12 protein-coding genes and 1 pseudogene are annotated in these 14,200 nt (G+C 55.2%); 7 read left to right on the forward strand and 6 right to left on the reverse strand.

Going from position 1 to position 14,200, the window contains the following annotated elements:
• The first annotated feature begins 19 nt into the window (after positions 1 to 19).
• The 3 genes from glnD to CKO_RS13685 all read left to right on the forward strand — a co-directional run bounded on the left by glnD (position 20) and on the right by CKO_RS13685 (position 4,043).
• On the forward strand, positions 20 to 2,692 hold the full coding sequence (gene glnD, locus CKO_RS13675) for a bifunctional uridylyltransferase/uridylyl-removing protein GlnD (RefSeq protein WP_012133992.1): 2,673 nt from the start codon (positions 20 to 22) through the stop codon (positions 2,690 to 2,692).
• A 30-nt stretch (positions 2,693 to 2,722) separates the two neighbouring features.
• A complete protein-coding gene (gene dapD / locus CKO_RS13680; RefSeq protein WP_012133993.1) occupies positions 2,723 to 3,547 on the forward strand; it encodes a 2,3,4,5-tetrahydropyridine-2,6-dicarboxylate N-succinyltransferase in 825 nt (274 codons plus the stop codon).
• 109 nt (positions 3,548 to 3,656) lie between these two features.
• Entirely contained in the window at positions 3,657 to 4,043 is a 387-nt protein-coding gene (locus CKO_RS13685) for a DUF3461 family protein (RefSeq protein ID WP_024130689.1), read from the forward strand.
• A gap of 90 nt (positions 4,044 to 4,133) precedes the next feature.
• Here CKO_RS13685 and cdaR read toward each other — a convergent pair whose 3' ends face one another.
• The 3 genes from cdaR to dgt all read right to left on the reverse strand — a co-directional run bounded on the left by cdaR (position 4,134) and on the right by dgt (position 8,518).
• Complete coding sequence (cdaR, locus tag CKO_RS13690) at positions 4,134 to 5,291, reverse strand: DNA-binding transcriptional regulator CdaR (protein WP_024130690.1); 1,158 nt, start codon at positions 5,289 to 5,291, stop codon at positions 4,134 to 4,136.
• A 158-nt stretch (positions 5,292 to 5,449) separates the two neighbouring features.
• Positions 5,450 to 6,871 (reverse strand): serine endoprotease DegP, encoded by a 1,422-nt coding sequence (gene degP / locus CKO_RS13695; protein ID WP_012133996.1) that lies wholly within the window; start codon positions 6,869 to 6,871, stop codon positions 5,450 to 5,452.
• A gap of 132 nt (positions 6,872 to 7,003) precedes the next feature.
• Positions 7,004 to 8,518, reverse strand: a complete 1,515-nt coding sequence (dgt, locus tag CKO_RS13700) for a dGTPase (RefSeq protein WP_012133997.1) — start codon at positions 8,516 to 8,518, stop codon at positions 7,004 to 7,006.
• Positions 8,519 to 8,601: 83 nt separating this feature from the next.
• Here dgt and mtnN point away from each other — a divergent pair, with 83 nt between their 5' ends.
• Genes mtnN through CKO_RS13715 form a run of 3 tightly spaced genes read left to right on the forward strand, consistent with a single transcriptional unit; the run spans position 8,602 to position 10,753 of the window.
• Entirely contained in the window at positions 8,602 to 9,300 is a 699-nt protein-coding gene (mtnN, locus tag CKO_RS13705; RefSeq protein WP_012133998.1) for a 5'-methylthioadenosine/S-adenosylhomocysteine nucleosidase, read from the forward strand.
• The gene (gene btuF, locus CKO_RS13710; protein ID WP_012133999.1) at positions 9,293 to 10,093 is read left to right on the forward strand and encodes a vitamin B12 ABC transporter substrate-binding protein BtuF; all 801 of its coding nucleotides are present in this window, start codon (positions 9,293 to 9,295) and stop codon (positions 10,091 to 10,093) included. The genes mtnN and btuF overlap by 8 nt, the downstream gene beginning before the upstream one ends.
• 36 nt (positions 10,094 to 10,129) lie before the next feature.
• Positions 10,130 to 10,753, forward strand: coding sequence for a TRIC cation channel family protein (locus CKO_RS13715; RefSeq protein ID WP_012134000.1), 624 nt, complete (start codon positions 10,130 to 10,132; stop codon positions 10,751 to 10,753).
• Positions 10,754 to 10,858: 105 nt separating this feature from the next.
• Here CKO_RS13715 and erpA read toward each other — a convergent pair whose 3' ends face one another.
• The 3 genes and pseudogenes from erpA to clcA form a co-directional block, all read right to left on the reverse strand.
• A complete protein-coding gene (gene erpA, locus CKO_RS13720; RefSeq protein ID WP_012134001.1) occupies positions 10,859 to 11,203 on the reverse strand; it encodes an iron-sulfur cluster insertion protein ErpA in 345 nt (114 codons plus the stop codon).
• Positions 11,196 to 11,255 (reverse strand): annotated as a pseudogene (gene yadW / locus CKO_RS23525) (small protein YadW). Before yadW ends, erpA begins: the two are co-directional and overlap by 8 nt.
• 28 nt (positions 11,256 to 11,283) lie before the next feature.
• Positions 11,284 to 12,705, reverse strand: coding sequence for a H(+)/Cl(-) exchange transporter ClcA (gene clcA / locus CKO_RS13725; protein WP_012134002.1), 1,422 nt, complete (start codon positions 12,703 to 12,705; stop codon positions 11,284 to 11,286).
• Positions 12,706 to 12,875: 170 nt separating this feature from the next.
• On the opposite strand from clcA, the gene hemL reads away from it, so the two are divergent.
• A complete protein-coding gene (gene hemL / locus CKO_RS13730; RefSeq protein WP_024130691.1) occupies positions 12,876 to 14,156 on the forward strand; it encodes a glutamate-1-semialdehyde 2,1-aminomutase in 1,281 nt (426 codons plus the stop codon).
• Positions 14,157 to 14,200 lie beyond the last annotated feature (44 nt).

Below are 14,200 nucleotides of genomic sequence, written 5' to 3' on the forward strand. Positions count from 1 at the left end.
TTTTAATGGGTGGCGCATAATGAATACTCTTCCTGAACAGCACGCGAATACGGCTCTCCCCACCCTACCCGGCCAACCGCAAAATCCGGGAGCCTGGTCACGTGACGAGCTTACCGTCAGCGGAATTAAAGCCCACATTGATATTTTCCAGCAGTGGCTGGGAGACGCTTTTGACAGCGGGATTTCCGCAGAGCAATTGATTGAAGCCCGCACCGAATTTATCGACCAGCTGCTGCAACGACTGTGGATCGACGCCGGATTCGGGCAAATTGCCGATCTGGCCCTGGTGGCCGTCGGCGGCTATGGCCGGGGCGAGCTGCATCCGCTTTCCGACATTGACCTGCTCATCCTGAGCCGTAAAAAGCTGCCCGACGCTCAGGCGCAAAAGGTCGGGGAACTGCTGACCTTGCTGTGGGATGTGAAGCTGGAAGTCGGGCATAGCGTGCGCACACTGGAAGAGTGTCTGCTGGAAGGGCTGTCGGACTTAACCGTCGCCACCAATCTGATTGAAACACGTCTGCTGATCGGCGACGTGGCGCTTTTTCTGGAACTGCAAAAGCATATTTTCAGTGAAGGCTTCTGGCCGTCGGAGAAATTTTTCGCCGCCAAAGTCGAAGAGCAAAACCAGCGCCACCAGCGCTATCACGGCACCAGCTATAACCTTGAACCCGATATTAAAAGCAGCCCCGGCGGCCTGCGTGATATCCACACCCTGCAATGGGTGGCCCGCCGCCACTTCGGCGCAACGTCTCTCAATGAGATGGTCGGCTTCGGCTTCTTAACCCAGGCAGAACGCGCTGAGCTAAACGAGTGCCTGCATATTTTGTGGCGCATTCGCTTCGCGCTGCACCTGGTGGTCAGCCGTTACGACAACCGCCTGTTGTTCGACAGGCAGCTCAGCGTTGCCCAGCGGCTCAACTACACAGGCGAAGGCAACGAGCCGGTTGAGCACATGATGAAAGACTATTTCCGGGTCACGCGTCGGGTCAGCGAACTAAACCAGATGCTATTACAGCTGTTTGATGAAGCAATCCTCGCCCTGCCCGCCGATGAAAAACCTCGCCCGATTGATGACGATTTTCAACTGCGCGGCACGCTGATCGACCTGCGCGATGACGATCTGTTTATCCGTTCACCGGAAGCGATCCTGCGGATGTTTTATATGATGGTGCGCAATAGCACCATCACTGGCATCTATTCCACCACGCTGCGCCATCTGCGCCATGCCCGCCGCCACCTGACCCAGCCGCTGTGCTACATCCCGGAAGCGCGCTCTCTGTTTCTCAGTATGCTGCGTCATCCGGGCGCCGTCAGCCGCGGTTTGCTGCCAATGCATCGCCACAGCGTGCTTTGGGCTTACATGCCGCAATGGTCGCATATCGTCGGCCAAATGCAGTTCGACCTGTTCCATGCCTATACGGTGGATGAGCACACCATTCGCGTAATGCTGAAGCTGGAAAGTTTCGCCAAAGAAGAGACCCGCCAGCGCCATCCACTGTGCGTCGATCTCTGGCCGCGCCTGCGGCAACCGGAACTGATCCTGATCGCGGCGCTGTTCCATGATATCGCCAAAGGGCGCGGCGGCGATCACTCGGTACTCGGCGCGCAGGACGTGCTCAAATTTGCCGAACTGCACGGCCTGAACTCACGCGAAACGCAACTGGTCGCCTGGCTGGTACGCCAGCACCTGCTGATGTCGGTTACCGCCCAGCGGCGCGATATCCAGGACCCTGAGGTCATCAAACAGTTCGCCGAAGAGGTGCAAACGGAACACCGCCTGCGCTTCCTGGTATGCCTGACGGTCGCTGACATTTGCGCCACTAACGAAACGCTGTGGAACAGCTGGAAGCAAAGCCTGTTGCGCGAACTGTACTTCGCCACCGAAAAACAGCTACGTCGCGGCATGCAAAACACGCCGGATATGCGCGAACGCGTGCGCCATCATCAGCTTCAGGCGCTGGCGCTGCTGCGAATGGACAATATAAACGAAGAGGCGCTGCATCAAATCTGGACACGCTGCCGCGCTAACTATTTCGTGCGCCATAGCCCGAATCAGCTGGCCTGGCATGCGCGTCATCTGTTACAGCACGATCTGACCCGACCGCTGATTCTGGTCAGCCCGCAGGCCACGCGCGGCGGAACGGAGATCTTCATCTGGAGTCCTGACCGCCCTTATCTGTTTGCCGCCGTTTGCGCAGAGCTGGACAGGCGCAATCTGAGCGTTCATGACGCGCAAATCTTCACCACCCGCGACGGCATGGCGATGGATACCTTTATTGTGCTGGAGCCGGACGGCAGCCCTCTCTCCGCCGACCGTCACGAAGCCATCCGTTTTGGACTGGAGCAGGCGATTACCCAGAGCAGCTGGCAGCCTCCGCAGCCGCGTCGCCAGCCGGCCAAACTGCGCCACTTTACCGTCGATACCGAGGTCACTTTTCTGCCTACTCACACCGACAGAAAATCGTTCCTTGAACTTATCGCTCTCGATCAGCCGGGCCTGCTGGCGCGGGTCGGGCAAATTTTTGCCGATCTGGGAATTTCGCTTCATGGCGCCCGAATTACAACCATTGGCGAGCGAGTAGAAGATTTATTCATAATCGCGACAGCCGACCGGCGTGCCCTTAATAATGAGCTACAGCAGGAAGTGCATCAACGGTTGACAGCGGCCCTCAATCCAAACGATAAAGGGTAGTGTGTTTATTCATATGGAAAGAGTTTAACAATGCAGCAGTTACAGAACGTTATTGAGTCCGCTTTCGAGCGCCGTGCCGACATCACTCCGGCGAATGTAGATACCGTGACCCGCGAAGCGGTTAACCAGGTCATTTCTCTGCTGGATTCCGGTGCGCTGCGTGTGGCAGAAAAGATTGATGGCCAGTGGGTGACTCACCAGTGGCTGAAGAAAGCGGTTCTGCTCTCTTTCCGTATTAACGATAACCAGGTTATCGACGGTGCGGAAAGCCGCTACTTCGATAAAGTACCGATGAAATTCGCCGACTATGACGAAGCGCGCTTCCAGAAAGAAGGCTTCCGCGTAGTGCCGCCTGCCGCTGTGCGTCAGGGCGCGTTTATCGCACGCAACACTGTGCTGATGCCATCCTACGTAAACATCGGCGCATTCGTTGATGAAGGCACGATGGTAGATACCTGGGCGACCGTAGGTTCCTGCGCGCAGATTGGTAAAAACGTACACCTGTCCGGCGGCGTCGGCATCGGCGGCGTACTGGAACCGCTACAGGCGAACCCGACAATCATCGAAGATAACTGCTTCATCGGCGCGCGTTCTGAAGTGGTTGAAGGGGTGATCGTTGAGGAAGGTTCCGTGATCTCTATGGGCGTGTACATCGGTCAAAGCACCCGTATTTACGATCGCGAAACGGGCGAAATCCATTATGGCCGCGTACCGGCAGGCTCCGTTGTGGTTTCCGGCAACCTGCCGTCGAAAGACGGTAAGTACAGCCTGTACTGTGCGGTCATCGTGAAAAAAGTCGACGCGAAGACGCGCGGCAAAGTCGGGATCAACGAGCTGTTACGTACCATCGACTAACAATGATTTGAAAAAGCGGGCTGAGCCCGCTTTTTTTACATCTGTGGCTGGCGGAAAGAGAACTTTTCGTTAATTATTCATAGGTTATGTTGAGATGAAGGGTACCGCTATGTATGACAATTTGAAAAGTCTGGGCATTACCAATCCTGAAGAAATCGATCGTTACAGCCTGCGGCAAGAAGCCAACAACGATATCCTGAAAATCTATTTCCAGAAGGATAGAGGCGAGTTCTTTGCCAAAAGCGTAAAGTTCAAATATCCCCGCCAGCGTAAAACCGTCGTCGCCGATGGTATCGGGCAAGGTTACAAAGAGGTGCAGGAGATCAGTCCTAACCTGCGCTATGTGATCGATGAACTGGATCAGATCTGCCAGCGCGATCGCACGGAAGTCGATCTCAAACGTAAGATCCTGGATGATTTACGTCATCTGGAAAGCGTGGTCGCCAACAAGATCAACGAAATTGAAGCGGATCTGGAAAAACTAACGCGTAAGTAAGCTGTGTGTTGCCGGATGGCGGCGTGTTACGCCTTATCCGGCCTACAGGTAACTCCCGGTAGGCCTGATAAGCGTCGCGCCATCAGGCAATCAATGCTGCTCGTCCAGTTGCAACGCGACATACAGCAACAGCCGATCATCAAAATTGCCCAAATCCAGCCCCGTCAACTCAGAGATGCGGTTCAGACGGTATTCCAGCGTATTACGGTGAATAAAGAGCGCCTTCGACGTTGCCAACGGCTGCACGTTATGGCGAAACCACGCGGCCAGCGTCCGGCGTAACAGCCCATTATTATCCATCGCCTTCAGCTTTGAGAGCGGGCGCGCCAGCTCATTGGCCTGCCAGCCACCACGCAGGCTGTCCAGCAGCACTGGCAGCATCAAATCCTGGTAAAAGTAGCTGCGTTGCTCCGGCATACGCTGCTTGCCCACCATCATGGTGGTACGCGCAGTGCGCCAGGAACGGGCGATACTGCCCGGGCCGGTAAAATAGTTCCCCAGTGCGACCCGAAAGCGCAATTGCCCGTTCTCTTTCATCCGGGAAATCAACTGCTCAATACGCTTGCGATGGTCGTCCGCATCCCAGCGCCCAAACTGATTCAGCGCCGGTTTCAGCACAACCATTTCCGTCAAAGAAACGATAGCAATCAAATTGTTGCGTTCAGGCGTCGTTAACGCATTTTGCAACTGCTGCAACTCCTCCATCGCGCTGTCAACGCCAAGCTGCCCGCTGTCCACTTCAACCACGGCAGCCACACGCGGTTGGTTCAGGTCGATACCCAGCCGCTGCGCCCACTCCGTCAACGCTGGCGTATTTTCCTCAGCCTGAATCAGGTTCATCACCAGTTCTTCACGCAGACGACTGTCCTGGGCCAGCAGATGCATCAGCCGCGACTGCTCCAGCATCATTTCGGCCGTCATACAGACCAGCTCACCGTATTTTCGCAGGTGTTGCGGCTCACCGGTTAAACCAATAACGCCGACGATCTCCCCTTCCAGGCGCAACGGCAGATTGATCCCCTGGCGCACGCCGTGAAGATGCCGCGCCACCGCATCATCAATATCGACCACGCGCCCCTGCGACAGCACCAACAGCGCGCCTTCGTGCAATTCACCAATACGCTCCCGATCGCCGCTACCGATAATACGCCCACGGGCATCCATTACGTTGATATTGGTATCGATGATGCGCATTGTGCGCGCCACAATATCCTGTGCCATTTTGGTATCAAGATGCCAGCCAGCCATAATCCCCTCCTGTGAGCAGAGCTCAAGCATAGGGAAGATGCTAACCTGCATCATTGTGCATCTGCACAAACTAAAGCAGAGAAGTATGGAGTTGTGGGAGGCCTCACAGAATGTGAGAAATGCCCTTTTCCCGGACAGGAAAAGGGCAAGAGAGGAAATTACTGCATCAGCAGATAGATGGTGCTATCGCCGCGCTGAATATTCAGCGCCAGAACAGAAGGTTTGCTGTCGAGGATTTTACGCAGCTCAGCGATGTTCTTAATCGCCTGCTGGTTGGCCCCCACAATCACATCCCCTTTCTTCAGGCCAATCTGCGCAGCCGGCGTATTCGGCTTCACGTTGCTGACAACAACGCCTTTATCCTGGCCTTTGTTGCTCATTTCCGCGCCTTCAATACCATTGAAGATGGAGCTGGAATCAACCTGATTCTGGCTGCTCTGTTGCAGTTCCAGGTTGACAGTCACCGGCTTGCCATCACGCAGCAGACCAAGGCTGATTTTGCTGCCTACCGGCATCGTACCCACCTGGGCGCGCAGCGCGGCAAAGCTGCTGATCGGCTTACCGTTCAGGGACGTGATCACATCCCCGGCTTTAATACCGGCTTTCGCCGCAGAAGAGTTCGCCATCACCTGGCTGACAAACGCGCCGCGCTGGGCATCAACTTTCATCGCCTTCGCCAGTTCAGAGTTTAGCTCCGTCCCCATGATACCCAACTCACCGCGTTTAACCTGGCCATACTCCACCATCTGGGAGGTCAGGTTTTTCACCATGTTGCTGGGGATAGCAAAACCAATACCGATGTTGCCGCCGTCCGGCGCAAGAATCGCGGTGTTAATCCCGATCAGCTCGCCGTTCAGGTTCACCAGCGCGCCACCGGAGTTACCACGGTTGATGGCGGCATCCGTCTGGATAAAGTTTTCGTAGTTTTCCGCGTTCAGACCGCTACGACCCAGTGCGGAGACGATACCGGAAGTCACCGTTTCGCCCAGACCAAACGGGTTGCCGATAGCGACGGTATAATCCCCCACGCGCAGCGCGTCGGAATCCGCCAGCTTAATGGCCGTCAGATTTTTCGGGTCCTGAATTTGAACCAGCGCGATATCAGAGCGCGGATCTTTACCGACGACCTTAGCGTCAAATTTACGGCCATCGCTCAGTTGAACTTTGATGACCGTCGCGTTATCCACCACATGGTTGTTGGTGACGACATAACCTTTTGCGGCATCAATAATGACGCCGGAGCCCAGCGCCATAAATTTCTGTTGCTGACCGCCGCCCTGACCCCCGCCCTGGCAGAACGGAGAACTCTGGAACGGCGAACCGTCCTGGCAGAATGGCGAATCATCGCCAAAGAACTGCTGGAAATTACGCGGCATACGCGGCGTGTTGACGGTTGTGCTACCTTCCACGTTGATACTCACCACCGATGGCATCACTTTTTCGAGCATCGGTGCCAGACTTGGCATCTGCTGGGCAGTCGTTGCCGAAGACGCCGTCTCAGCCGCCGTTGCAGACAGGGGGGACAGCGCCAAACCTAAACTCAGAGCCAGTGCACTCATTGCTAATGTGGTTTTTTTCATGTGTTTCAATCTCGATTAACAGATAACGCAAAATTGCTGTGTACGTCAGATTCGTTTTATAGCGCGAAGTTCCAGAATAAAGTTTCTGGAAAAAGTAAAAATTTATTGTCCATCTTTACAAAAGCGTATTTATTATTCAACCGCCATCAGACGCCGGTATTCATCCCAGGCGTACAGATCCGTCATCCCACTGATATAATCCTGGATCAAACGGCAGCGATAATAATATTCCAGCGTGGGATACTCCGGCGCCTCCGGCGATAATTTACTGACGGCCTCCACGTAAGCCAGGCGATGGCGCGTAGAGAGCTTCTGGAATAAACGAGATTCTATTGGAAAACGCTTCACCCGCTCTTTTTCAACCAGTTCCCTGAAATCTACCAGGGACATACGTAATAACGGTTGATAAATTTCTAATAACCCGCTGATGACGCGGTAGCCCTGTAATTCCAGTTGTTCAACATCCGGGTGGCTAAACACATGTTTTATCGCCACATTTTTATATAACTCAAGCAACTGGCTGAAGCTGCTGGCGTCTTCCAGCAGCGCATGATTGAAACTGCCGTCAAAGATTTGCGGCAGGTTATCAATAAAACGCTGAGCCGCGTAGGGCACCAGTTTATTTAGCGTATTCACGCGCAAATACATAAAGAACTGATCTTCCGTACTGCGACTTAGCGAATTTGAACGAGACTTTTCCCAGGCATTCTCAACAACCTGAGTAAACAGCGATCCTTTTTCATGGTGGCCCCATGCTTCGTAAAGATGGTGATATAACTGCTCAACGCTGAAGATTCTTTTCTCGACGGCATCTTCCAGATCGGCCACGCAATAAGAGATATCATCGGCGGCCTCCATAATCCATGTTAATGGGAAGCGGCTGTAAGGCGCTAACGCAAGTTCTTTACGTAACCTCTCAATATACGGCGCTTCAGAGAGATAATACCCCGGCTTTTTCATTAAATAACGGTGCGTCGCGGGCGTTTCTCCTCGCCACCATGCCGGGCGAGTGTATTTTAAAATGCCGCCCACCTGCGCCCAGGTCAGATTCATGCGCATTAATGTATGCACCAGGCGGATGCCCTGCGCGTTGCCCTCGAAATGACATAAATCCTGACGCACCTTGCGACGAATATCATTCAAAGACTCCTCGCCTTCACGCAGACGCAGCGCCGCCACCGCGCAGCGATCGTCGCTAAGCGGCTGGCTTTCCGCATCCGCCGGGTGCAGGCGCTGGCGAAACCAGTCATTGATCGCCGCCTCGCCGAAATGACCAAACGGCGGATTGCCAATGTCATGCATCAGGCAGGACATTTCCACAATGCTCTCAAAGGGGCCGGTCAGTTCATCCAGACCGTATTGTTCCAGCAGCTTTAACTCTTTTAACCGGCTCAGGATCTCTTTCGCGATATAACGTCCGACCTGCTGCACCTCCATAGAATGCGTCAACCGCGTCCGAACGGCGGCGTTACGCTCCAGTGGAAAGACCTGCGTTTTTTGCTGAAGCCGACGGATCGCCGGGGAATTGATGATGCGTCCACGATCGCTTTCAAAGATCCGCAGGATCTCATGTTCGGTCTTCACACCCTGCGGTGAACGATAACGACGATGCCAGTTAATTTTATTTCGGAAATCGATCTGTGCCATGTCCTCTCCCGCCTGAGAAATGCGCTTCCCCTTAAGCGCATGATAGACTATGCCCTCAAATCTGGCTTATCGCGAGTAAATCTATGAAAATCGGCATCATTGGTGCAATGGAAGAAGAAGTTACGCTGCTGCGTGACAAAATCGAAAACCGTCAGACGATCACCCTGGGCGGTTGTGAAATTTACACCGGCCAACTGAACGGGACCGAGATTGCGCTGCTGAAATCCGGCATCGGTAAAGTCGCGGCGGCGCTGGGCGCAACGTTGCTGCTGGAACGTTGCAAGCCGGATGTCATTATTAATACCGGTTCCGCTGGCGGTCTGGCCCCGACGCTGACAGTCGGCGATATCGTCGTTTCCGATGAAGCGCGTTATCACGATGCCGACGTTACCGCGTTTGGTTATGAATTTGGTCAGCTCCCTGGCTGCCCGGCAGGTTTTAAAGCCGACGATGCGCTGATCGCAGCGGCGGAATCCTGCATCGCAAAACTCAACCTGAATGCGGTTCGCGGACTGATCGTCAGCGGCGACGCTTTCATTAACGGTTCCGTGGGCCTGGCGAAAATCCGCCACAATTTCCCGCAGGCGATTGCCGTAGAAATGGAAGCGACCGCGATCGCGCATGTCTGCCATAACTTCAACGTGCCTTTCGTGGTGGTTCGCGCCATCTCTGATGTGGCCGATCAGCAATCCCACCTCAGCTTTGACGAATTCCTGGCCGTAGCCGCGAAGCAGTCCAGTCTGATGGTTGAAACGCTGGTGCAGAAACTGGCGCATGGCTAAATTATTCTCCAGGGCGCTGGCCGCCCTGCTTTTAGCCCTTCCGCTGTGGCTTTGCGCCGCACCGCGCGTCGTTTCCCTCTCCCCTTCCAACACCGAACTTGCCTTTGCCGCAGGGATCACGCCCGTTGGCGTCAGCAGTTATTCCGACTATCCCCCGCAAGCGAAAAACATCGAAGAAGTCTCCACCTGGCAAGGGATGAATCTGGAACGTATTGTGGCGCTCAAACCCGACCTGGTCATCGCCTGGCGAGGGGGCAATGCTGAACGGCAGGTTAACCAGCTGGCGTCCCTGGGCATTAAAATCATGTGGGTGGATGCTGTAACCATTGAGCAGGTCGCCGACGCACTGCGCCAGCTTGCCGCATGGAGTCCTGAGCCAGAAAAAGCCAGACGCGCGGCGCAAACGCTGCTGGACGAGTATGCCGCGCTAAAGTCGCAGTACGCTGATAAACCGAAAAAACGCGTTTTTCTCCAGTTTGGCGCGAATCCGTTATTCACCAGCGGAAAAGGCTCCATCCAGCACCAGGTTCTTGAGGTCTGCGGCGGAGAAAATATTTTTGCGGGCAGTCGCGTCCCCTGGCCGCAGGTCAGCCGCGAGCAGGTGCTGGCCCGACATCCGCAGGCGATTGTCGTTACCGGCGATGCGGGCGAAATTCCTAAAATCGAACAATACTGGCAAAACCAGCTAAAAATCCCGGTTATACCGCTGAATGGTGACTGGTTTGAACGCGCGAGCCCGCGTATCATCCTCGCCGCAAAACAACTCTGTAATGCGCTTTCACAAGTAGAATAGAACCTGCGCAGTCAGGTTCTCAGTGGGGATTCGATAATGCTCGTCTATTGGCTGGATATTGTAGGCACAGCTGTCTTTGCTATCTCTGGCGTATTGCTGGCCGGAAAGTTGCGTATGGACCCGTTTGGCGTACTGGTGTTGGGCGTCGTGACCGCAGTGGGCGGCGGGACGATCCGCGATATGGCGCTGGATAACGGGCCCGTCTTTTGGGTCAAAGATCCGACCGACCTGGTAGTGGCGATGGTCACCAGCATGCTCACCATTTTGCTGGTGCGCCAGCCGAGACGATTGCCTAAATGGATGCTTCCCGTGCTGGATGCCGTCGGCCTCGCGGTGTTCGTCGGTATCGGCGTCAATAAGGCGTTCCTTGCTGAAACAGGCCCGCTGGTCGCCATCTGTATGGGCGTGATTACCGGCGTCGGCGGCGGGATTATCCGCGACGTGCTGGCGCGTGAAGTGCCGATGATCTTGCGCACGGAGATTTATGCCACGGCCTGTATTATCGGCGGCATCGTGCATGCGACGGCGTTTTATACCTTTTCCGTGCCGCTGGAAAGCGCCAGTATGATGGGGATGGTTGTGACGTTAATGATTCGTCTGGCCGCAATTCGTTGGCATTTAAAATTACCGACGTTTGCTCTGGATGAGAACGGGCGTTGATTTCACTGCCCGATGGCGCTGACGCTTATCGGGCCTACATTCAGGAACGCAGCAACACGCACCGTAGGCCGGATAAGACGCCCTGCGTCGCCATCCGGCAATACATCAGATACTAAAGGACGAACCACACCCGCAGGTGCTTTTCGCATTCGGGTTGGTGACCACAAAGCGGGAACCTTCCAGACCTTCGGTGTAATCGACAGCGCCGCCTACCAGATATTGCAAGCTCATCGGGTCAACCACCAGGCCAACACCCTGCTTCTCGATGGTCATATCACCTTCGTTCACCTGATCATCAAAGGTAAAACCGTACTGGAAACCGCTGCAACCACCGCCGGTGATATACACGCGCAGTTTCAGATTCGGGTTATCTTCGTCAGCGATCAGGCTTTTTACTTTCTTGGCTGCTGCTTCAGTAAATTGCAGTGGCAGCGCTACGTCATCACTCATTTTTTGCTCCAAACGACATTGGCAATTGGGCAAATTATAACCCAATCGTTATGGCATTATCTAATACCCTGGTATTTCATTCAAGTATTCTCACCAGCGACCGACCGCTGGCTTTTTGCCGCCTGCTCCGCATCCTGTTTCGCCAGCGTGCGCGCAAGGATGGTGGAGTATAGCGGTTTTCCGCCCATAAATTGTGCTAATAGTGTTGCGCCAAGACAGGTAATAATCATTGGCAAAATGAGCTGATAGTTATCGGTCATCTCCAGCACTAACACGATTCCCGTTAAAGGCGCACGCACCGACGCCGCCAGCAACGCGCCCATTCCGGCAATCGCGAATGTTCCGGCTTCCAGATGGTACTGCGGAAAACACGCCGCAGCCGCCATACCAAATGCGGTGCCGAGCAACGTCCCCAGCGCCAGCATTGGCGCAAAAATTCCGCCCGGCGCGCCGGATGAGAAACAAAGCAGCGTGGTAAGGACGCGGGCGATAAAAATAAACAGCAGCAGGCCTACGCTGTAATTCCCCGCCGCCGCAATGGGGATCAAATTAAATCCACCGCCCGCCGCTTCCGGCTCAATTAAGCCGAGAATACCGCACAGGCCGCCGATCGCGCCGCCCATCAGAACCCACTTTTTGATTTCGCCGCCGTGAAAACGCTGGAACATATCCTGAGTGCGCAATACCAGGTGATTGAACAGCGGCCCGACGCAGCCAAAAATCATGCCGAGGATTAAATATAACCATAGCGTATTAACCGGTGCGTTTGAGAGCTTCCCGACCTCAATAATCGGCGCTTCACCGTTAAAAATACGAAACACAATGCTCGACATGATCACGCCCGTAAACACGGCTTTGATCGAAATTAAATTGTAGCGAAACTGCGGGCGCATCTCTTCGATGATAAATAAGATCCCCGCCAGCGGCGCGTTAAAGGCTGCCGATAACCCTGCGGCCGCGCCGGTTGCCAGTAAGGTGTGACGCGCCTCGGCGCTACGCATACGGAAGAGATCCAGCACCATCCGCCCGATATTGCCCCCGATTTGTACCGTCGGCCCTTCCCGCCCCAGCACCATGCCAGCGCCCAGCGTTCCCATACCGCCCACAAATTTCACCGGCAGCACGCGCCACCAGCGAACAGGACGCAACTCTTCCAGCGCGCCTTCTATTTCCGGGATGCCCGACCCACCGGCTTCCGGCGCAAACTTACGCACCAGAAAATAACCGACCATCGCCAGCAGCGCAGAGAGGATAAAGGCCAGCGGCCAGACCAGAATCGCGTAATCGGCCGTCTGAACGAGCGCGCCGATGCGTAAGTTCTGCACCCAGGTCACGGCTTTCTCAAACGCAACGCCAATAAGACCCGTGACGGTGCCGACCACCGCCGCCGTTAATAAGATGGCCAGCGGTGTTTTATCCCGCTGAAGTAGTCTGCGGATCAGATCCCCGCGCCGTAAGCGCACAACTTGCTGTGCTTCGAAAGTGGGAGTGTCTGTGTTCATCAGATGATCATTAATTGGTAATACAAATACAGAAGCGGCATTGTACCCGCCTGTTTCGGGAAAATCCCCTGTAAATCGTCATGTTTCAAATGCGCAAAATGTTCATAACCTTCTGTGAATAACTTAGAATAAAGGGCATTCACTTTTTCTACGAACCAGGAACCCCATCCATGAGCAAGTCTGAAAACCTCTACAGCGCAGCGCGCGAGCTTATCCCCGGCGGCGTCAACTCCCCTGTTCGCGCCTTCACTGGCGTGGGCGGCACCCCGCTGTTTATCGAAAAAGCAGACGGCGCGTATCTGTATGATGTCGATGGCAAAGCGTACATCGATTACGTCGGCTCCTGGGGTCCGATGGTGCTGGGCCATAACCACCCCGCCATCCGTAATGCAGTGATTGAAGCCGCTGCGCGCGGGCTGAGCTTCGGCGCGCCGACCGAGATGGAAGTTAAAATGGCGGAGCTGGTCACCGAACTGGTGCCGACTATGGACATGGTGCGGATGGTGAACTCCGGCACCGAAGCCACAATGAGTGCGATTCGCCTGGCGCGCGGCTTCACCGGTCGCGACAAGATCATCAAATTTGAAGGCTGCTACCACGGCCACGCCGACTGCCTGCTGGTGAAAGCGGGTTCCGGCGCACTGACGCTGGGCCAGCCGAACTCACCGGGCGTTCCGGCTGATTTCGCCAGACATACCCTGACCTGCACCTATAACGATCTGGCTTCTGTACGCGCGGCGTTCGAACAATATCCGCAAGAGATTGCCTGTATTATCGTCGAGCCGGTGGCGGGCAATATGAACTGCATCCCTCCGCAGCCGGAATTCCTGCCGGGCCTGCGCGCCCTGTGCGACGAATTCGGCGCGCTGCTGATCATCGACGAAGTGATGACCGGTTTCCGCGTGGCGCTGGCGGGCGCACAGGATTATTACGGCGTAGTGCCGGATCTGACCTGTCTGGGCAAAATCATCGGCGGCGGCATGCCGGTAGGCGCATTTGGCGGACGCCGCGATGTGATGGACGCACTGGCGCCGACTGGCCCGGTTTACCAGGCGGGAACGCTTTCCGGCAACCCGATTGCCATGGCGGCGGGTTTCGCCTGCCTGACCGAAGTCGCCCAGCCGGGGATTCACGAGACGCTGGACGAACTGACGACCCGACTGGCAGAAGGCCTGCTGGACGCCGCGCAGGAAGCCGATATTCCACTGGTGGTGAATCACGTCGGCGGTATGTTCGGCATCTTCTTTACCGATGCGGAATCCGTAAACTGCTATCAGGATGTAATGGCATGCGACGTTGAGCGCTTCAAACGTTTCTTCCACATGATGCTGGATGAAGGCGTTTACCTGGCGCCGTCCGCCTTCGAGGCAGGTTTTATGTCCGTGGCGCACAGCATGGACGATATCAACAACACCATCGATGCCGCGCGTCGGGTATTTGCGAAGCTGTAAATCGTCATTGCCGGGTGGCGCTTACGCTTACCCGGCCTACATAT

It is taken from the genome of Citrobacter koseri ATCC BAA-895 (genome assembly GCF_000018045.1).
Classification (GTDB): Bacteria; Pseudomonadota; Gammaproteobacteria; order Enterobacterales; family Enterobacteriaceae; genus Citrobacter_B; species Citrobacter_B koseri.